A 19,356-nucleotide genomic window follows, 5' to 3' on the forward strand; every position below is an offset into this window, starting at 1 on the left:
ATTCGATATGAAACTGGCAACCCTGAACAATGGCAAGCGCGACGGCGCCCTGGTGGTGGTGAGCCGCGATCTGGCGCGCGCCGTCCACGTGACGACCATTGCCCCGACCCTGCAGTCGGCCCTCGACGAGTGGGGCGAAGTGGCGCCGCAATTGGCGAAGGTTTATCAGCGACTCAACGAGGGCGCCTGCCCCGACGCCTTCCCCTTCGATGAGGAGGCGTGCCTCTCCCCGCTGCCTCGCGCCTACCAGTGGATTGACGGCAGTGCCTACGTCAATCACGTGGAGCTGGTGCGCAAGGCGCGCGGCGCCGACATGCCAGAAAGCTTCTGGCACGATCCCCTGATGTATCAGGGAGGCTCTGACAGCTTCCTGCCGCCCCGTGGCCCCATCGTGATGGGCTCCGAGGAGTGGGGTATCGACTTCGAGTCGGAAGTGGCCGTCATCACCGACGACGTGCCCATGGGCACCCGTTCGCAGGGGGCGGCGAGCCACATCAAGCTCTTGATGCTGGTCAACGACGTGAGCCTGCGCAACCTCATTCCCGGGGAGCTTGCCAAGGGCTTCGGCTTCTTCCAGTCCAAGCCCTCCAGCAGCTTCTCGCCGGTGGCCATCACCCCGGACGAGCTGGGGGATGACTGGCGCGATGGCAAGGTCCACCTGCCCCTGGTGACCCACCTCAACGGCGCCCTGTTCGGGCAGCCCGACGCCGGGGTGGACATGACCTTCACCTTCCATGAGCTGATTGCCCATGCCGCCAAGACAAGGCCGCTCGGGGCGGGCTGCATCATCGGCTCGGGCACCGTCTCCAACTACGACAGAAGCCGGGGATCCTCCTGCCTTGCCGAGCGGCGGATGCTGGAAATTATCGAGTCAGGTCAAGCCACTACACCCTTTCTGCGCTTTGGTGATACAGTGTCCATCGCGATGCAGGATCGCAACGGGATGAGTCTGTTTGGCACCATTTTGCAGCGGGTCACGCAAGCAACGGCCGAGCGGGCGAGCTAGGAGAGCCCGACCCCTGGAGGGGCGGGCGACACGGCAGGTGGCAGACACCTGCCACCACAGGGACACACTATGCTGCAGTTGTTTGGATATTGGCGCTCATCGGCCAGCTTTCGCGTGCGTTTGGTACTGCAACTCAAGGGGCTCGATTATGAGCAGCACCCGGTCAACTTGCGGCAGGGTGAGCAGAAGGAGAAGGCCTACCGCCGGGTCAATCCCCAGGGGCTGGTGCCGTTTCTCGTGGACGATGACGTGCATCTGGGTCAGTCGGTGGCCATCATGGAGTACCTCGACGAGACCTATCCCGCCTACCCCCTGATGCCCTCCGCCCCCATCGAACGTGCCCGGGTGCGCCAGATAGTCAACATGATCGCCTGTGACACCCACCCCCTCAACAACCTGCGCGTGCTGCACTACCTGGAGCAGGAGTTGGGGCAGAGCAAGATGGCGCGGGATGCCTGGTATCGCCACTGGATAGACGAGACCTTTACCGCGCTGGAGCAGCTTCTCATGACCACCGCCGGCATCTATTGCGTGGGCAACGAGGTCACCCTGGCGGACTGCATGCTGGTGCCCCAGGTCTACAACGCCCGCCGCTTTGACATGACCCTGGATGACTACCCCACCATTGCGCGCATCGTCGCCAACTGCGAGCAGTTGCAGGCCTTTATCAAGGCTGCCCCCGCCAATCAGCCGGATGCCCAGCCCTGAAGCTGTGCAGACCGGGCCAGCGCGTTGGCCCGGTCTGCCGTCTCTTTCCTTGCCCGGGTTATCTTGCTCGCCTCAGGGCGTGCCATTGGCCCCATAGCGTCGAAACCCCGGCCGCTCTTTCAGTCGCTGGTAGTAGTCATTCACGGCGGGTAGCGACGGGCGATCATAGGGCGTCTCCAGCCAGCGGTTGACTGACAGCCCGATGGGAATGTCTGCCAGCGAGAAGTGCGTACCGGCCACATATCCTCCGGTTGTTTGAAGCTGTCTCTCCAGGATCTCCATGCAGTGAGACCACTGCAGGCAAGCTGCGTGAAGGGCCTGATGGTCTTGATGCTGGGGGGAGCGCCTCACCAGCGACAGGAAGGCGTAGCGCCAGGCGGTGTTCAAGTCCGATGCCTGCCAGTCAATCCATTGATCGACCCTGGCCCTGGCTCTCGCCTCGGCGGGATAGAGTGCATTGGCACCATGGCGCGTCGCCAGGTAGCGGATGATGGTGTTCGACTCCCACAGCGTAAAATCCTCATCCTGAATGACGGGCACCATGGCATTGGGGTTGAGCGCCAGAAACGCCGGGGTGTCCGTGGGTTTGAAGCCAGATCCCCACTCCTCCAGCTCGAACGGGAGGGTCAGCTCGGCGCAGGTCCACAGTACCTTGCGCACATTGATTGACGACGCCTTGCCCAGTATTCGCAACATCTTTTTCGTCCTTGTCCGGGGTGATGGATGGCCTGTTTGTCGCAGACATGCCACTTCCCTGTTTGCGTAGCCATCAGTGCCCTGCACTGTCACTGACCGTGCGGGGCCCTGTTTTATTGACTGGCGAGTCAGCCGTGGGTGGTTCTGGGCTGGAAATAGGCGATAAATTTGCCGAGTTTCTCACCGTCGTAACTCTTCCCCTTCTCCAGCAGCCCGGTGTTGAAGGACTCGAGCAGCCTGCCCTTGGCATCCAGCACGTAGAAGTGGGGGACCCCCAGATACTCGGGATAGGCTTTCAGGAAGGATTCATTCTTGTTCTGCTCGCTGACGTTCACCTTGACCACCACGAAGGTGCGGTTGAGCTGGCCGGCGAGATCGGGTTCCCGGTCCAGAAAGCGGTTCATCTCCTGGCACCAGCTGCACCATTCGCCCCCCACCAGCAGCAGGACTTTCTTGCCCTCGGCACTGGCCTTGGCGGTAGCGGCGGCGAGATCGCGGGCCGGATCCCGCGTCTCGTCATAACCCTGGCTGTAATCGGGCAGGCTCTGACTCCAGAGGTGGTCGCCCGCGCAGGCGGCGCCATTGAAAAGGAGGGTGCCCAGCATCAGGGGCAGTAACAGTCGTTTCATGGTCTCTTCCTTGTGTCGTTATCTTTGCTTCCAGGCGCAGACAATGTGACACGGGGCGTTTCCTGCGCCAAGCCGCAAACAGGGAAGGGGAAGGCAAAAAGCGGCAATGGAATGGCAGAAAACAACAAAGCCCCTCGAGAGGGGCTTTGTATTCAGGTCAGGGGCGATCAGTAACCCTGCTGGTGGACGTCCATCACGGCGCGACCGGACGGGTCGGCCATCTCCTTGAACTTGGCATCCCATTCGAGCGCGGTCGGGGTGGAGCAGGCGACCGACTTGCCGTAGGGCACGGTGCGGGCGGCGGACTCCAGCGGGAAGTGCTCATCGAAGATGGCGCGGTAGTAGTACGCCTCCTTGGTGAGCGGGGTGTTGACGGGGAAGCGGAACGCCGCGGCCTCGAACATCTGATCCGTCACCTCTTCCTCGACCATGGCTTTGAGGCTGTCAATCCAGGAGTAGCCTACGCCGTCGGAGAACTGCTCCTTCTGGCGCCACGCCACTTCGTGGGGCAGCAGATCCTCGAAGGCTTCCCGCAGAATGTGCTTCTCGATCTTGCCCTTGCCGCACATCTTGTCGGCGGGATTGAGGCGCATCGCCACGTCCATGAACTCCTTGTCGAGGAAGGGCACGCGGCCTTCCACGCCCCAGGCGGCCATGGACTTGTTGGCCCGCAGGCAGTCATACAGATGCAGGGAGGCGAGCTTGCGCACGTTCTCCTCGTGGAACTCACGGGCGTTGGGGGCCTTGTGGAAGTAGAGGTAGCCGCCGAACAGCTCGTCGGAGCCCTCTCCCGACAGCACCATCTTGATGCCCATCGCCTTGATGTAGCGGGCCATCAGATACATGGGCGTGGAGGCGCGGATGGTGGTGACGTCATAGGTCTCGAGGTGATAGATGACGTCCCGCAGGGCATCCAGCCCTTCCTGCACGGTGAAGTGGATCTGGTGGTGGATGGTGCCGAGGTGATCGGCCACCTTGCGGGCGGCGGCGAGATCCGGCGACCCTTCCAGGCCGACGGCGAAGGAGTGCAGCTGGGGCCACCAGGCTTCGCTCTTGCCATCATCTTCCACCCGGCGGGCGGCATAGAGCTTGGTGATGGCGGAGATGACGGACGAGTCCAGACCACCGGAGAGCAGCACGCCATAGGGCACGTCGCACATCAGCTGGCGCTTGACCGCCGCTTCCAGGGCCGCTTTGAGCTCGGCCTTGTCGCTGACGTTGTGCTCGACCGGCGCGTATTCCATCCAGTCCCGTTTGTACCAAGTTTTAAGCTCGCCATCCTTGCTCCACAGGTAGTGTCCCGGCGGGAAGGTTTCGACGCTCTTGCACACGGGCACCAGCGCCTTCATCTCGGAGGCGACGTAGAAGTTGCCGTGTTCGTCGCGGCCGGTATAGAGGGGGATGATCCCCATGTGGTCGCGACCAATCAGGTAGGCATCCTGCTCAGCGTCATAGAGGATGAAGGCGAAGATGCCGTTCAGTTCGTCCAGGAACGCCGGGCCTTTCTCCTTGTAGAGGGCCAGCAGCACTTCACAGTCGGAGTGGGTCTGGAACTGGAAGTCGACCTTGAGGTTCTTCTCCAGCTCCTTGTGGTTGTAGATCTCGCCGTTGACGGCCAATACGTGCGTGCGCTCGGGGTTGTAGAGAGGCTGTGCGCCGTTGCCCGGATCGACGATGGCCAGGCGCTCGTGCACCAGGATGGCCTTGTCGGAGCTGTAGACGCCGGACCAGTCAGGCCCGCGGTGACGCAGTCGCTTGGACATCTCCAGGGCCGATTTGCGCAGGGCAGTGGCGTCGGTCTTGATGTCCAGAATGCCGAAAATAGAACACATTGGCGGTAATCCTCTTGATTTTTATATGAGCCCCCCACGTTTGGGCTCGAAATTCCATTTACATTCCTCGCCAATCACAATGCCTAGCGGAAAACCCTTTTGCAAGCGGGAAAACCGCAGAAAATCATGCCGTAAGCGTCAAGTTGCGCCAGAGGATGGCGGCCGTCCGGCCGCCTGAAGAGAGAGGGTCAGGGTTGACGTGCGCGTCAAGTCGCGGCGGGTTCGAAGATCACATAGAGCTTGCGGCAAGGGGTGAGGGTTTCCCACTGCCCGACAAAACCGGCGGGAATGACGAACTGATCCCCCGGTTTGAGGTGCAGCCGGCCGCCCTGCTCGTCGTGGATCACCGCCTCCCCTTCCAGCATCTGGCAGTATTCGTGTTCGGTATAGTGAACGGCCCAGCAGCCCGGCTCGCAAGCCCAGAAGCCGACGTGAAACTGCTGGCTCGGGTCGGAGTAGTGGTTCCATGCCGTCTGGCTCGGCGTTCCGGCCCTGATGCGCTCGGGGGCGGGCATCAGCGGGGTGGGGGAGACAGTGTGCTTGTCCAGCAGGATCCAGTCGTTCAGGCTCTTCATGGTGCGTCCTTGAGTGGCGAAGGAGCATCCTGCTCCCGTTTAGTTTGTTTAACGATATTGCGCTTACGTTAAACGAAACGGGCCCCCTTTGCCAAGGGGGCCCGTGCAGGCTGAAGGCTACCGGAAGGGCGGCACCCGGGATCAGACGATGTCGATGTCCACCACGGAGTCGAAGATGTGGTTCGGTCGAAACGGCATGCGGTCGATGTCCGCCACCTTGCTCACCCCGGAGAGCACCAGCACCGTCTCGAGACCGGCCTGGAAGCCTGCCAGGATGTCGGTGCGCAGGTTGTCGCCGATGATGATGGTGTCGTCGGAGTGGGCCTCCATCCGGTTGAGGGCCGCGCGAATGATCCAGGCGCTCGGCTTGCCGACATAGAAGGGCTTCTTGCCGGTCATCCGCTCGATGGGGGCACACAGGGCGCCGCAGGCCGGGTACATCAGGGGGCCGTGGGTGTCGGGGTTGGTGGCGATGAAGCGGGCCCCCTGATCCACGAACTTGGCGCCCTGCTGCATCATGGTCCAGTTGTAGTTGCGGGTCTCCCCCACCACCACGAAGTCCGGGTCGATATCGGTGATGGTGAAGCCGGCCTTGTAGAGCTCGTGGGTCAGGGCCCCTTCGCCAATCACATAGGCCTTCTTGCCATCCTGGCGCTTGAGAAAGTCGGCGGTGCCCATGGCGGAGGTGTAGAAGCACTCCTCGGGCACCTCTATTCCGGCGGAGCGGAAGCGGTTTTGCAGATCTTTCTGGGTCTGGGCCGGGTAGTTGGTGAGGAACAGGAGCTTGCTGCCCTGCTCCAGCAGGCGGTGGACGAAGCGGTCGGCGCCGGGAATGAGATCGTTGTTGTGCAGGATGACGCCGTCAATGTCACAGATGACGTTTTTCTTCATGAATTCTCCTTGTAGGGCGCAAGAGCGGGGACAGGGCATCCCTCTGTTCGTCTCTTCAATGGGTTATGGTTTTTGTGCCGCCATTATAAGGCCCTTTGATGACAAGTCTCCTCCGGCGGGCCAGATGGGTGCACAATGAAGGCGAAGGGAGGGCGCCGCCCCGGTGGTGTCCGCACGGAGTCTGACGATGGAGCCGTCATCATGGAGCACTTTATTGCGGGCTTGCCCAAGCTGGAACTGCACCTGCATATCGAGGGGACCCTCGAACCCGAGCTGATGTTCGCCCTGGGTCAGCGCAACGGGGTGGCGCTGCCCTGGCCCGATGTTGGCAGCCTGCGCGCCGCCTATGAGTTCGACGGCCTGCAATCCTTCCTCGATCTCTACTACCTCGGTGCCAGCGTGCTCATCCACGAACAGGATTTCTTCGACCTCACCTGGGCCTATCTCGAGCGCTGTGTTGCCGATCACGTGGTGCACGTGGAGATCTTCTTCGATCCCCAGACCCACACCGCCCGCGGCGTGCCTTTTGCCAACGTGTTGGGGGGCATCGAGCGGGCGCTGCAGGCTGGGGAAGCAGCCTTTGGCATCAGCTGGCGTCTTATCATGAGCTTCCTGCGCCACCTGAGTGAAGAGGCGGCATTCGCCACCCTGGCAGAGGCCACGCCGCACCTGGCGCGCCTGCACGGGGTCGGCCTCGATTCGGGGGAGCGGGGCAACCCGCCCAGCAAGTTTGCCCGGGTCTTTGCCCGGGCCAGGGAACTGGGGCTGCCGGTGGTGGCCCATGCCGGCGAGGAGGGACCTGCGGACTACATCTGGCAGGCGATCCGGGAGCTCGGGGTGCAACGCATCGATCACGGGGTGCGCTGCGTCGAGGATCCCTCGCTGCTGAGCTATCTTGCTGACACACGGCTGCCCCTCACCGTCTGCCCCCTCTCCAACGTGCGGCTCAGGGTGTTTGACCAGATGGCCCACCACAATGTGCTGAGGCTGCTGGAGCAGGGGCTCTGCGTCACCGTCAACTCCGACGATCCTGCCTATTTCGGGGGATACCTGGGGGCCAACTTTCAGGCCCTGGCCGACGGGCTTGGCGCCAGCCAGGAGCAGCTGTGCCGACTCAGTCTCAATGCCGTGGAGGCGAGCTGGCTGAGCCTTGCGGACAAGGTGCGCCTGACCCGGGACATTCGCCTCCATGCCGCCCTGCACGGGGTGAGCCTGCACTGAGCAGGCCGCCTTGCACACCTTGAATGGAGGAGGCCCGCCATGGCTGGCGGGCCTCTTTGTGCCATCGTTGGGCGGGTATCAACCCACCCTCACCAGATACTTCTCCCCTTGTCCCTCCTGCTTGACGCGGGTGAGCAGGGCAGGCAGGGCGTCGAAGTCGCCCACTACCAGCGGCGGCAGGGTCAGCTCGCCGCTCGCCATCTGCGCCATCATGGCGACACCGGCCGCTACCAGACGGCTCCACTGTTTATCCGAGCCAAAGGCGTGCTGGGCGCCGAGGGCAATCTCGTGCAACGAGTGGCAATGGCTAAAGGCGGGCAGCGGGTTGCGCGCGATGCGCCCGAGCACCGTCACCATGTGGCCGTAATAGCCAAGGGCAGGCAGCAAGGCTTCTGCCTGCTGGCTGGAGACCAGATCGATGATCCCCTCGAAGGGTTCACCGCCGTTGGCGGCCTGCAACTGGGCCAGCCAGTCGGGATCCCGATAGTCCGCCACCCCCTGCACGCCTAGCTGTTTGAGCCACTGGTGGTGGCGCGGGCTGGCGCTGGCAAAGACGCGGGCACCCTTCTGGAGGGCAAGTTGCACCGCGAAGCGGCCGACACTGCTGCCAGCCCCCGAGATGAGCAGGGCCTCCCCGTGCAGGTGCGGCAGCTTGGCCAGCGCCTGCCAGGCGGTGAGGCCGGGGCAGGGGAGCGCGGCGGCCGCCTCGTCGCTCAGGGCATCGGGCACCGGCATCAGGGCGCGAGCCGGCACCAGGGTGTGGCGGGCAAAGCTGCCGCCGTGGCGCAAGTCGGTGTGATAGGCGACCCGGGTGCCGGGGCGCAGGTGGGTGACATTGGCCCCCAGCGCCACCAGGGTGCCCATGCCATCGACGCCGGGCACATGGCCTGGCTGCCAGTGGGGATGACCCTGTTCGATGAGTTTCCAGTCCACCGGATTGAAGGCGATGATCCGGTTGGCGACGAGGACCTCGTCGGGGCCGGGGGTGGGGAGCGCTTGCCGGGTGAGGGTGAGCTGGTCCGGTTCGCCGGGGGCGTGCCAGCACCAGGCCTGGGTATGGTTCATGGTGACTCCTTGAAAGAGAGGGGCGCAGATTGAATCACATGGCGTAACAATGTCTTGGGTTGTTGTTGCACTGGCAAGACAACAAGGCGGACCCCACGCTGGTGGGGTCCGCCCGGGAAGAGGTTCGGCGCCAGCCGCCTTATGCCCGCTCTGCCCCATAGACGGGGTAATCGGTCAGCCCTTTCTCGCCGCCGCCAAACAGGGTGGCGGGATCATGGGGGGCGAACGGATGGCCGTGGCGCAGGCGGTTCGGCAAGTCGGGGTTGGCCACGAAGGGGCGACCGAAGCCAATCATGTCGGCCCAGCCCGCCTCGATGGCGGCGCGGGCGCGTTCCCCATCGTACTTGCCGGCGTAGATGAGGGTGTTGGGGAAGGCGTCGCGCAGCCCCTGCTTGAAGCTCTCCGCCATCAGGGGGGCGTCGTCCCAGTCCGCTTCGGCGACGTGCAGATAGACCACGCCGAGCTTGCCCAGCAGGCGCGCGGCGGCCAGATAGGTCTCCTGGGGGTTGGCATCCACGGTGCCGTTGAGGGTGGTGAGCGGCGCAAGGCGTACCCCGACCCGGTCGGGACCGATCTCGTCACAGACCGCTTCGGTCACCTCTTTGAGGAAACGCAGCCGGTTTTCGAGCGAACCGCCATAGCTGTCGGTGCGGGTATTGGACTCGGAGTCGAGGAACTGGTTGATGAGGTAGCCGTTGGCGGCGTGCAACTCGATGCCGTCAAAGCCCGCTTCCATGGCGTTGCGGGCGGCCTGGCGAAACTGCCCCACCACGGCGTCGATGTCGGCCTGGGTCATGGCGCGCGGGGTGACGGTCTCCACAAACCCCGGGGCATCGCTGCCGTTGTCGACGAATACCTTCACTCCCTTGGCCTGGATGGCGGAGGAGGAGAGGGGCTGGGCGCCGCCGATGTTGTCAGGATGGGTGACCCGGCCCACGTGCCAGAGCTGGGCGAACATAATGCCCCCCTCGGCGTGGACGGCATCGGTTACCTGCTTCCAACCTGCCACCTGCTCGGCGCTGTGGATGCCCGGCGTCCAGGCGTAGCCCTTGCCCAGGGGGTCTATCTGGGTGCCTTCGCTGATGATGAGGCCGGCCCCGGCACGCTGGGCGTAGTAGGTCGCCATCATGGCGTTGGCCACGTCCCCGGGCTGGCTGGCGCGGGAGCGGGTCATGGGGGGCATGACGATGCGGTTGGCAAGGTGCAGCTGGCCGAGGCGAAGGGGGCAGAACAGGGGATCGTGGTGCATGATGGATTCCTCAATCTTTGGGAGTGAGGTGACTTTAGAGGGGATTGTTATTGTGAAAAAGAGGGGGTATTGCAGAAGAGAATTGCCGCTATCGCAGCAATGGCGCGGGAGGGGCCGGGCTCGGGCCAGAAAAAAGAGGGCCAAAGGCCCTCTTTTGCTGCATTGCCACCGATGATCAGGGGGAGAGTGGGGTGACCCGTACTCGCTCGATGCGCCGCTCGCTCACGGCCATGACCTCGAAGCAGAACTGGCCGAGGTGCAACTGCTGACCGACGTCGGGCAGGCTGCCGAAGTGGGAGAGCAGCATGCCCGCCAGGGTCACGTACTCGTCGCTCTCGCTCACCAGACCGTCGCAGTTCAGGGCCTGCTCCACCTGATGGATGTTGGTGGTGCCGTGGATGAGCCAATGCTCGCCCTCGCGCACCACATCGGGGGTCTCGTCCTCGTCCGGCAGCTCTCCGACGATGGCCTCCAGCAGATCGTGGTTGGTGACCAGCCCCTGGATGACGCCAAACTCGTCCGCCACCAGGATGAGGCTGCCCCTGGCCTGGCGCAGCTCCGCCAGCAGCCGGATCACGTTGATGGTCTGGGGCACGATGACGGGCTCGTTCTGTCTGGCTAGTGCTGCCAGGGATTGCCCCTCGTTGAGGGCAAACAGCAGATCCCGAGCCTTGACCACCCCGATGATCTCGTCCAGCTCCCCGTCACAGACCGGGAACAGGCTGTGGGGGGCCCGTTGCAGCAGGGCGCGGATCTCGTCCTCGCTGTCGCTCACGTCGATCCACTCCATCTCGGAGCGCGGGGTCATGATGGTGCGAATGGAACGCTCGGCCAGCGACAGCACGCCGCTCACCATGTAACGCTCCTCTTCACCGAAACCAGGGGGCAGGGGCTGAGCCTGCACCTCTTCTTCGTCCTCCTGCGGGTGGGCTGAGCGTTTGTTCCCCCCCATCAGCTTGAAGATGGCGGCGGTGGTGCGCTCGCGCAGGGGCTGGCGCGCCTCATGGCGCAGGGCACTGCGCTGGGCGAGCTGGTTGAAGAACTCGATGAGCACCGAGAAGCCGATGGCCGCGTAGAGGTAGCCCTTCGGAATGTGGAAGCCGAAGCCCTCCGCCACCAGGCTGAAGCCGATCATCAAGAGGAAGCTCAGGCAGAGCACCACCACAGTGGGGTGGGCGTTGACGAAGCGGGTCAGGGGCTTGGAGGCGAGCACCATCACTACCATGGCGATGGTTACGGCCGCCATCATGACGCCGAGGTGATCCACCATGCCGACGGCGGTGATGATGGAGTCCAGGGAGAAGACCGCATCCAGCACCAGGATCTGGGCGATCACCACCCCGAACCCGGCATAGACGCCGGTGCCGCCTTGCTCCTCGGGCTTGGCCTCGAGTCGCTCATGCAGCTCGGAGGTGGCCTTGAACAGCAGGAAGAGTCCGCCTCCCATCAGGATGAGATCCCGACCGGAGAAGGGGTGATCCCAGATGTGCAGCAGAGGCGCCGTGAGGGTGACCAGCCATGACATGATGGTGAGCAGTCCCAGGCGCATCAGCAGGGCCAGGGAGAGACCGATGATGCGCGCCTTGTCCCGCTGGGCGGGGGGCAGTTTTTTCACCAGGATGGCGATGAAGACCAGGTTGTCTATCCCGAGAACGATTTCCAGGATGATCAGGGTAAGCAGACCGACCCAGAGTGACGGGTCCAGCAAGAATTCCATGTGATTGACCTCAATGAAGACAGATGCAGTGAATCGTGGTCACGGCGTGGCCGTGGTGACGGAGACGATCGCTTCAGAGGCGTTGGTTGAGCAGGTACAGATAGGCTTTGATGGGAAAAGACGAAGGGCTACTTCGGGGATTGTCCATGATGGGCAATAAAACCTCGGGTCAAAAGTGAGCCCTGATGATAACGACTCGCCGCCATTTGGCAAGGGGGTCTGGACGCGCAGGGGGAGGCGCTCGCCCAACAGGGACAGGCGGGGCTTGCCAGGCAAGCCCCGCCTTGCGGCTTACAACCAGCGTTTCTCGCGGGTGAAGCAGACCGAGAGCCAGGCGTCTCCCAGGGTGTCGCCGAGGCGAGACCAGAGCTCCTGGCGCAGGGCATCCTGGCGTTCGACGGGCCACTCCTGGCCGGGGGCCACCAGGATGTTGAGCTCGAGATCGAAGCGGCGGCCGCTTTTTGCCAGGTGGCTGTAGCACTCGACCCCATGGCGCAGGCGCAGGGCCTCGACTTCGCTGGCCACCAGCCGGGAGACATCCCCCTTGGGGGCGATTTTCAGCACTTCCCGCAGGTTGCGACCGAGCACCTTGATGGGGATGAGGGTGGCACACAGGGCCAGCAGCGAGACCAGCACCGGGTCTATGTAGCGGTTGTAGTGGCCGTAACCCAGGGTATCGAGCCCGATGGCGACCAGAAAGCCGATGAGCAGGGTGGCGCTGAGCAGGGTATCCACCAGCCACTCCTTGGAGTCCACCCGCACCAGCTCGGAGTTGACCCGCTCGGCCACGTCGGCCTCGATGAGATAGAGGATGCCGCAGAAGAAGGTGGAGACGACGGCATAGATGAGGGCGTGGCCGAGATCGATCTCCCGTCCTCCTGCCAGCAGGGAGGTGATGCCGCCATAGAGGGCGCCGAGGCAGAGCAGCAGAATGATGGCGCCGTTGATGACGTTGGCGATGGGTTCGAAGTGGGCGTAGCCGTATTGGAAACGGGCGTCGGAGGGGCGGGTAACCAGGTAGGCGGTGATGAGCCCAAGGCCCGTCATGCCCATGCTGAACAGGGTGAAGATGCCGTCCAGCATGATGGCGTTGGAACCGACGAACAGACCATAGCCGATCCCGAAAATGGCAAAGGTGATGCAACCAAACAGCGACAGGGTCAGCGCCTGTTTTTCGGTGCGAATAAGCGTACTGATAACATGGCTGTAGTGAGCCATAAAAGTCCTCCTTTCAAATGGTGAAGATTGCGCGCGCAAGCGGTTTTCTAGCTGATATACTGCCCGCTCACATGTGAGCGGACTGGTTCGGACACCCGCAAAGAGGCAGGTCCGAACGGTCGTTGTCGCCGGAATGCCGGCATCAAGCAAAGGATGGGAACAAGGATTCATGATCCCGAGACTCGATTACCAGGACAGTTTGTCACCTACAACCCTGCAGTTTCTTGAGTTGCTGGCGCGATCAGCATTTCGTGGTGATATCGAAAAGTCTTATGCAAGCCGGTTGGCGATGGCGACGGATAACAGCGTCTATCAGGTCGTACCTCAGGCGGTTCTCTATCCGCGCAGCGCGGATGACATAGCGGTGATGCTCAAGCTGGCCCAGGGGCCCGAGTACGCGACCTTGAGTTTCTTCCCTCGCGGCGGCGGTACCGGCACCAATGGCCAATCCTTGGGCGGCGGCATTATCGTCGATCTCTCGCGCCATATGAACCAGATCATGGAAATTAATCTGGAAGAGGGCTGGGTGCGGGCCCAGGCAGGAGTGGTCAAAGACCAGCTCAACGCCTTTTTGAAGCCCCACGGCTACTTCTTCTCGCCGGATCTCTCCACTTCCAACCGGGCCACCTTAGGGGGCATGGTCAACACCGATGCCTCGGGGCAGGGGTCCCTCGTCTACGGCAAGACCTCGGATCATGTGCTCGGCCTCAAGGCCGTGCTGGAAAACGGTGATATCATGGCCACCGAGCCGGTGACCGGTCAGCGTCTGGCGGACAAGCTGGCCCTCGAGACCCGTGAAGGGGAGATCTATCGCACCCTCTATCGCATCGGCCGCGAGCGGCGCGCCGACATCGAAGCCACCTTCCCCAAGCTCAACCGCTTTCTGACCGGTTACGATCTCAAGCACCTCTATCAGCCCGAGAGCGACACCCTGGACGTCAGCCGGGTGCTGTGCGGTTCGGAAGGTTCCTTGGGTTTTATCACCGAAGCTAGGCTCAACATCACCCCTATCCCGCGCTACCGCACCTTGGTCAACGTCAAGTACGACAGCTTCCCCTCCGCGCTCAGAAACGCCCCCTTTATGGTACAGGCCCATGCGCTGTCGGTGGAGACGGTGGACTCCCGGGTGCTGGGACTGGCCCGCGCCGACATCATCTGGCACTCGGTGAAGGATCTCATCCAGGATGTGCCGGGCAAGGATCTGCAGGGGCTCAACATCGTCGAGTTTGCGGATACTGACGAGGCCGAACACAAGGCCAAGGTGGCGGAGCTGTGCCGGCGCATCGACGGCCTGCTGGCGCGTGGTGAAGCCGGGGTCATTGGCTATCAGGTGTGCGACCACCTGCCGAGCATCGAGACCATCTATGGCATGCGCAAGAAGTCGGTGGGGCTGCTCGGCAACGCCGAGGGGCGCAAGAAGCCGGTGGCCTTCACCGAAGACACCGCCGTGCCGCCGGAATCCCTGGCGGACTTCATCATGGAGTTTCGCGCCCTGCTGGATGCTCACGGCCTTGACTACGGCATGTTCGGCCACGTCGATGCCGGGGTGCTGCATGTGCGCCCGGCGCTGGACTTGTGCGATCCCGAGCAGGAGGTGCTGCTGCGGCGCATCTCGGATCAGGTGGTGGCGCTGACCGCCAAATACGGCGGCCTGATGTGGGGGGAGCACGGCAAGGGCTTTCGCTCCGAATACAGCCCCGCCTTCTTCGGCGAGCTGTGGGAGGAGCTGCAACGGGTCAAGGGGGCGTTCGATCCGGCCAACCGCATCAACCCGGGCAAGATCTGCATGCCTTATGGCAGCGGCGCTTCGCTTGTCTCGGTGGACGGGCCCAAGCGCGGCAAATTCGACCGCCAGATCCCGATTGCCGTGCGCGAGAGCTATACCCGGGCCCTCGATTGCAACGGCAACGGTCTCTGCTTCACCTTCGAGACCGACTCCCCCATGTGCCCCTCGGTCAAGATCAGCCGCGACCGCCGTCACTCCCCCAAGGGGCGGGCTGGCCTGATGCGTGAATGGCTACGCCAGTTGTCGGAGCAGGGCTTCGATCCCCTTGCCGAAGAGGTGGCGCTGCAAAGCGGCGGTTTGCGCTTCAAGCAAATTGTCGACAAGTTCCGCAATACGGTGGCCCGCGCTCGGGGCGAGTATGACTTCTCCCACGAGGTGATGGAGGCGATGGAGGGGTGCCTTGCGTGCAAGGCATGCACCAGCCAGTGCCCCATCAAGGTGGATGTGCCCACCTTCCGCGCCCGCTTCATGCAGCTCTATCACAGCCGATATCTGCGCGGCCCCAAGGATTATTTCGTGGGCACGGTAGAGAGCTATGCGCCCCTGCTGGCCAAGGCCCCCAAGCTGGTCAACTTCTTCCTCGAAAAAGAGTGGGCCCAGAAGGCGACCGAGAAGAGCATCGGCATGGTGGATGTGCCGCTGCTCTCCGTGCCGACTCTGGCCGAGGAGCTGCGGGATCACCGCGCCCGCTATTTCGATCTGCCGGGCCTGGAGGCCATGAGCCCCGAGCAGCGCCAAAAAGTGGTGCTCATCGTGCAGGATCCCTTCACCAGCTACTACGACGCCCCCGTGGTGCGTGACCTGGTGAAGCTGGCCAGCAAGCTGGGCTATCAGCCCTACCTGTTGCCGTTCAAACCCAACGGCAAGCCCCAGCACGTGAAGGGATTCCTGCGCGCCTTCGCCCGCACCGCAGCCAGCAGCGCCCAGTTCCTCAACAAGGTGGCGGCCCTCGGCATCCCCATGGTGGGGGTGGACCCCTCTCTGGTGCTCTGCTATCGAGATGAGTACGTGAAGGCGCTCGGCCCCGCCCGCGGTGATTTCCAGGTGCTGCTGCCCCAGGAGTGGCTGCTCTCCCTGCCTGACGAGGCGCTGCCGCTGCGGGAAGAGGCTGCCGCCGACCCCTGGTATCTGTTTGCCCACTGCACCGAGAAGACCGCCAAGCCCACCACCCACGGTGACTGGAGCACCCTGTTCGGCCGCTTCGGTGCGCGTTTGCAGCCGGTGTCGGTGGGTTGCTGCGGCATGGCGGGCACCTATGGTCACGACGCCAAACAGGTGGAGAACTCCAAGGGGATCTACGGTCTGAGCTGGGCCGAACCTCTTGAACGCCTGCCCAAGGCTCGCTGCCTGGCCACCGGTTATTCGTGCCGCAGCCAGGTCAAGCGGATGGAGGGGGAGAAGCTCAAGCACCCGCTGCAGGCCCTGCTGGAACTGCTCTGATGCTCCACTTTCCCAAGGGATTCCGGGTGCCGAAGGCCTATCGGCACCCGCATTTTCTGTTGCTCCCCACCACGCCGTCCCAGGCCGTGGTGGAGTTTGTCGCCATCCTGCGCGAGCGGGAGCAGCTCCATCAGCTGTTTCGCCCGGACGATGTGTGGCCCTCCGCCCATTTCAGCCTGAGTCAGCACGAGGCCGACTTGGAGTGGCAGCACTCCGAGTTTCTGGCCAAGCGCTCCTTTGCCTATGGCCTCTGGAGCCCGGACAGGGAGCCCCGCTTCTGGGGCGGGGTTTACCTCTATCCGTCGGTGCTGCCGGAGGTGCAGGTGGAGCTCTTCTTCTGGAAGGTGGCCGAGGCGCCGCTCACTGACAGCGAACTCGAAGCCGAACTGCGCACCTGGCTCGGCAAGGTATGGCGCTGGTCCGAGCCGCGTCTGCCGGGGCGGGACGGCACCTGGGCCGAGTGGCCAGGGGTGACCTATCCCTGGTGAGGGTCAATCTCGATGCAAGATGCCCCGGCGTGGGCATCTTTTTTTTTGCGCCTTTTTCGCCGACACTGCTGGTTTGCCGCTACAGCGCAGCGATAACCCGTTGATCACGCAAGGAGTCCGCTCACCATGAGTCAAGAAAGCAGCCCCATCTGGCGCAAACCCATGAGCCTGGAGGGGCTCAATGCCAGCTCCCGCAACACCCTGATGGCCCACCTCGACATCGTCTACACCGCCTTTGGCCCCGACTGGCTGGAGGCCACCATGCCGGTGGATCACCGCACCCATCAACCGCTCGGCATGCTGCACGGCGGCGCCTCCGTGGTGCTGGCGGAAACGCTGGGATCGCTTGCGGCCAACATGGCGGTGGGGGAGGAGAGTTATTGCGTGGGGCTGGAGGTCAATGCCAATCACCTACGGGCCAAGCGGGAAGGGGTGGTGACGGGGCGCTGCGCGCCGCTGCATCTGGGGGCAACGACTCAGGTGTGGCAGATCGAGATTCGCGATGAACGTGGTCGTTTATTGTGCACCAGCCGATTGACCATGGCAGTGCTCAAGCACAAGCGGGACAAGGACTCTGGCGAAGCGTGATCCGCAATAACGCATCATGAGTGAAAAATAAGCAAGCCATAGTCGCGAGATCCCTCTATAATTGCCAACGTCTTGAGACACCTATCACATTTTTCAAGACAGCAGAACAAAGTGGCGCTATAATCGCCGCCTTTTTGCTATTCCGCGGTGTTAGCCGCCTGCCTTAATCTGGAAGAATCTATGTCTGATACCGAACAACTGCCCCTTTTTAGTGAGCTTGGACTGGCCGCGCCTGTATTGAAAGCGCTGCAGGACGTGGGCTATGAGCGCCCGTCTCCCATCCAGGCCGCAGCAATTCCCCACCTGATGGCGGGACACGATCTGCTGGGGCAGGCACAAACCGGTACAGGGAAGACCGCTGCTTTTGCCTTGCCTCTGTTGTCTCGTCTGGAAGCTGGTAACCGCAACACCCAGATCCTGGTGCTGGCCCCGACCCGCGAGCTGGCCCTGCAGGTGGCTGAGGCGTGCCAACGCTATGCCCACCACATGCCCGATTTCCACGTGCTGCCCATCTACGGCGGCGCTTCCTACGAAACCCAGACCCGCGCTCTGCGCCGCGGTGCCCAGGTTGTCGTGGGTACCCCGGGCCGCGTGATGGACCTGATCCGTCGCAAGAACCTGGACCTCTCCGGTCTGAAAGCCCTGGTGCTGGATGAAGCGGACGAAATGCTGCGCATGGGCTTCATCGACGACGTGGACTGGATCATGGATCAGTGCCCGGCCGGTCGTCAGGTTGCCCTGTTCTCTGCCACCATGCCGGAGCAGATCCGTCGTGTTGCCCAGAAGCACCTGAAGCAGCCCAAAGAGATCAAGATCGCCTCCAAGACCGCGACCGCCACCACCATTCGTCAGCGTTACTGGCAGGTGACCGGTCTGCACAAGCTGGACGCCATGACCCGTCTGCTGGAAGTGGAATCCTACGAAGCCCTGCTGGTGTTCGTGCGTACCAAGAACGCCGCCGAAGAGCTGGCAGGCAAGCTGGCTGCCCGTGGTCACGCCTGTGAAGCGCTGCACGGTGACATCCCGCAGAAGCTGCGTGAGCGTACCGTTGACAAGCTGCGTCAGGGCCAGCTGGACATTCTGATCGCCACCGACGTGGTCGCCCGCGGTCTGGACGTTGAGCGCATCACCCACGTGGTGAACTACGACATTCCCTACGACACCGAATCCTACGTTCACCGTATCGGCCGTACCGGCCGTGCCGGTCGCAAGGGTGAAGCCATCCTGTTCGTGGCGCCGCGCGAGCGTCGCATGCTGCGTGCCATCGAGCACGCCACTCGTCAAGCCATCGAGCCGATGAAGATGCCGAGCACCGAGGACATCAACCAGCACCGTCTGGCCAAGTTCAAGGAGCGCATCCGCGAAACCATGATGGGCGAAGAGCTCGAGATCTACCACAACCTGGTGAACGAGCTGATCGAAGAAGACTCTGCCGATCCGCTGGAGCTGGCTGCCGCACTGGCCAAGCTGGTACAGGGTGACCAACCGCTGCTGCTGGATGACTCCATCCCGGATCCGGTGTTCAATGCTGGCAACGACCGCGGTGGCTTCGAGCGTCGTGAGTTCAACGACCGTGGCGGTCGTGACTTCGGTGACCGTGGCGATCGTCCGGCCCGTCGCATGCCGTCCCTGGAGCCGCGTCCGCTGAAAGACAACCCGGACGTGGAGATGGAGCGTTACCGTGTCGACGTGGGCGCCCATCACGGCGTCAAGCCGGGCCAGATCGTGGGTGCCATCGCCAACGAAGCGAACATCGAGAGCCGCTTCATCGGCAACATCGACATCGCCGATGACTTCTCCACCGTCGATCTGCCCAAGGGCATGAGCGCCGAGGTGCTGGAAGTGATCAAGAAGGCCCGTGTCTGCCAGCGTCCGCTGCAGATCACCCGTTACACCGAAGTGCCGGCCGGTGGCAACACTGCTCCCCGTCCGCCCCGTGGTGATCGTCCGTTCCGTGGCGACCGTCCTTTCAACAAGGATCGCCGTCCCCAGGGTGACCGTCCCTTCAACAAGGATCGCCGTGAAGGCGGTTTCGACAAGGGTCGCAAATTCGGTGGCAACAAGCGCCGCGACAGCTAAACCCTGACTGCACTGATGAGAAGGCCGCTCCATGGAGCGGCCTTTTTTGTGTCTGTTTTTCAGATGCGTAGCAAAGATTGTCACCTTTTTCCGGCCGTGGCGGGCACCCGGTTTGATGAGGAGCCAGTGAAATGAAAAATGGTGCAATCCATTTGCCTGGGGGTGGCG

The 19,356-nt window shown here is 63.0% G+C and carries 16 protein-coding genes; 7 read left to right on the forward strand and 9 right to left on the reverse strand.

The features are described from left to right. Positions 1-7 precede the first annotated feature (7 nt). On the forward strand, positions 8-1,006 hold the full coding sequence (locus BN1120_RS16240; RefSeq protein ID WP_042016975.1) for a fumarylacetoacetate hydrolase family protein: 999 nt from the start codon (positions 8-10) through the stop codon (positions 1,004-1,006). A gap of 69 nt (positions 1,007-1,075) precedes the next feature. After that, positions 1,076-1,714: a maleylacetoacetate isomerase gene (gene maiA / locus BN1120_RS16245; protein ID WP_010675120.1), complete on the forward strand. Its 639-nt coding sequence runs from the start codon at positions 1,076-1,078 to the stop codon at positions 1,712-1,714. A 72-nt stretch (positions 1,715-1,786) separates the two neighbouring features. Here the strand turns inward: maiA and BN1120_RS16250 are convergent, their stop codons facing one another. The 5 genes from BN1120_RS16250 to BN1120_RS16270 form a co-directional block, all read right to left on the reverse strand. Continuing rightward, positions 1,787-2,410, reverse strand: a complete 624-nt coding sequence (locus tag BN1120_RS16250) for a glutathione S-transferase family protein (RefSeq protein ID WP_042016978.1) — start codon at positions 2,408-2,410, stop codon at positions 1,787-1,789. 128 nt (positions 2,411-2,538) lie between these two features. Then, positions 2,539-3,039: a thioredoxin family protein gene (locus BN1120_RS16255; RefSeq protein WP_042016979.1), complete on the reverse strand. Its 501-nt coding sequence runs from the start codon at positions 3,037-3,039 to the stop codon at positions 2,539-2,541. Between the two features lie 167 nt (positions 3,040-3,206). Next, positions 3,207-4,871 (reverse strand): asparagine synthase B, encoded by a 1,665-nt coding sequence (gene asnB, locus BN1120_RS16260; protein ID WP_042016980.1) that lies wholly within the window; start codon positions 4,869-4,871, stop codon positions 3,207-3,209. A 206-nt stretch (positions 4,872-5,077) separates the two neighbouring features. Then, positions 5,078-5,446 (reverse strand): cupin domain-containing protein, encoded by a 369-nt coding sequence (locus BN1120_RS16265; RefSeq protein WP_041213049.1) that lies wholly within the window; start codon positions 5,444-5,446, stop codon positions 5,078-5,080. A 141-nt stretch (positions 5,447-5,587) separates the two neighbouring features. Continuing rightward, positions 5,588-6,337: an HAD-IIA family hydrolase gene (locus BN1120_RS16270; RefSeq protein ID WP_010675115.1), complete on the reverse strand. Its 750-nt coding sequence runs from the start codon at positions 6,335-6,337 to the stop codon at positions 5,588-5,590. A gap of 201 nt (positions 6,338-6,538) precedes the next feature. Between BN1120_RS16270 and BN1120_RS16275 the strand changes: the two genes are divergently transcribed. Then, a complete protein-coding gene (locus BN1120_RS16275) occupies positions 6,539-7,558 on the forward strand; it encodes an adenosine deaminase (protein ID WP_042016982.1) in 1,020 nt (339 codons plus the stop codon). Between the two features lie 78 nt (positions 7,559-7,636). Here the strand turns inward: BN1120_RS16275 and BN1120_RS16280 are convergent, their stop codons facing one another. From BN1120_RS16280 to BN1120_RS16295, 4 genes are all read right to left on the reverse strand, one after another. Next, entirely contained in the window at positions 7,637-8,623 is a 987-nt protein-coding gene (locus BN1120_RS16280; protein ID WP_042016985.1) for a zinc-binding dehydrogenase, read from the reverse strand. A gap of 139 nt (positions 8,624-8,762) precedes the next feature. Then, positions 8,763-9,872, reverse strand: a complete 1,110-nt coding sequence (locus BN1120_RS16285; protein WP_042016986.1) for an alkene reductase — start codon at positions 9,870-9,872, stop codon at positions 8,763-8,765. Between the two features lie 175 nt (positions 9,873-10,047). Next, the gene (locus BN1120_RS16290; protein ID WP_042016989.1) at positions 10,048-11,589 is read right to left on the reverse strand and encodes a TerC family protein; all 1,542 of its coding nucleotides are present in this window, start codon (positions 11,587-11,589) and stop codon (positions 10,048-10,050) included. 291 nt (positions 11,590-11,880) lie between these two features. Beyond that, on the reverse strand, positions 11,881-12,807 hold the full coding sequence (locus BN1120_RS16295; RefSeq protein ID WP_041214996.1) for a cation diffusion facilitator family transporter: 927 nt from the start codon (positions 12,805-12,807) through the stop codon (positions 11,881-11,883). Positions 12,808-12,976: 169 nt separating this feature from the next. Here BN1120_RS16295 and ydiJ point away from each other — a divergent pair, with 169 nt between their 5' ends. The 4 genes from ydiJ to BN1120_RS16315 all read left to right on the forward strand — a co-directional run bounded on the left by ydiJ (position 12,977) and on the right by BN1120_RS16315 (position 19,188). Next, positions 12,977-16,033, forward strand: coding sequence for a D-2-hydroxyglutarate dehydrogenase YdiJ (ydiJ, locus tag BN1120_RS16300; protein ID WP_042016991.1), 3,057 nt, complete (start codon positions 12,977-12,979; stop codon positions 16,031-16,033). Next, entirely contained in the window at positions 16,033-16,521 is a 489-nt protein-coding gene (locus tag BN1120_RS16305) for a hypothetical protein (protein ID WP_042016994.1), read from the forward strand. Before ydiJ ends, BN1120_RS16305 begins: the two co-directional genes overlap by 1 nt. A 126-nt stretch (positions 16,522-16,647) precedes the next feature. After that, positions 16,648-17,109, forward strand: coding sequence for a hotdog fold thioesterase (locus BN1120_RS16310; protein ID WP_039038762.1), 462 nt, complete (start codon positions 16,648-16,650; stop codon positions 17,107-17,109). A gap of 180 nt (positions 17,110-17,289) precedes the next feature. Further along, on the forward strand, positions 17,290-19,188 hold the full coding sequence (locus BN1120_RS16315; protein ID WP_029314717.1) for a DEAD/DEAH box helicase: 1,899 nt from the start codon (positions 17,290-17,292) through the stop codon (positions 19,186-19,188). Positions 19,189-19,356: the final 168 nt, after the last annotated feature.

This window comes from Aeromonas caviae, from assembly GCF_000819785.1.
In the GTDB taxonomy this organism is placed as follows: domain Bacteria; phylum Pseudomonadota; class Gammaproteobacteria; order Enterobacterales; family Aeromonadaceae; genus Aeromonas; species Aeromonas caviae.

Coding starts and splice junctions, on each gene's coding strand:
- BN1120_RS16285 (WP_042016986.1), bottom strand. CDS start 9,872: ATGCACCACGATCCCCTGTTCTGCCCCCTTCGCCTCGGCCAGCTGCAC.
- BN1120_RS16315 (WP_029314717.1), top strand. CDS start 17,290: ATGTCTGATACCGAACAACTGCCCCTTTTTAGTGAGCTTGGACTGGCC.
- BN1120_RS16240 (WP_042016975.1), top strand. CDS start 8: ATGAAACTGGCAACCCTGAACAATGGCAAGCGCGACGGCGCCCTGGTG.
- BN1120_RS16310 (WP_039038762.1), top strand. CDS start 16,648: ATGAGTCAAGAAAGCAGCCCCATCTGGCGCAAACCCATGAGCCTGGAG.
- BN1120_RS16280 (WP_042016985.1), bottom strand. CDS start 8,623: ATGAACCATACCCAGGCCTGGTGCTGGCACGCCCCCGGCGAACCGGAC.
- BN1120_RS16295 (WP_041214996.1), bottom strand. CDS start 12,807: ATGGCTCACTACAGCCATGTTATCAGTACGCTTATTCGCACCGAAAAA.
- BN1120_RS16265 (WP_041213049.1), bottom strand. CDS start 5,446: ATGAAGAGCCTGAACGACTGGATCCTGCTGGACAAGCACACTGTCTCC.
- BN1120_RS16305 (WP_042016994.1), top strand. CDS start 16,033: ATGCTCCACTTTCCCAAGGGATTCCGGGTGCCGAAGGCCTATCGGCAC.
- maiA (WP_010675120.1), top strand. CDS start 1,076: ATGCTGCAGTTGTTTGGATATTGGCGCTCATCGGCCAGCTTTCGCGTG.
- BN1120_RS16270 (WP_010675115.1), bottom strand. CDS start 6,337: ATGAAGAAAAACGTCATCTGTGACATTGACGGCGTCATCCTGCACAAC.
- BN1120_RS16255 (WP_042016979.1), bottom strand. CDS start 3,039: ATGAAACGACTGTTACTGCCCCTGATGCTGGGCACCCTCCTTTTCAAT.
- BN1120_RS16250 (WP_042016978.1), bottom strand. CDS start 2,410: ATGTTGCGAATACTGGGCAAGGCGTCGTCAATCAATGTGCGCAAGGTA.
- ydiJ (WP_042016991.1), top strand. CDS start 12,977: ATGATCCCGAGACTCGATTACCAGGACAGTTTGTCACCTACAACCCTG.
- BN1120_RS16290 (WP_042016989.1), bottom strand. CDS start 11,589: ATGGAATTCTTGCTGGACCCGTCACTCTGGGTCGGTCTGCTTACCCTG.
- BN1120_RS16275 (WP_042016982.1), top strand. CDS start 6,539: ATGGAGCACTTTATTGCGGGCTTGCCCAAGCTGGAACTGCACCTGCAT.
- asnB (WP_042016980.1), bottom strand. CDS start 4,871: ATGTGTTCTATTTTCGGCATTCTGGACATCAAGACCGACGCCACTGCC.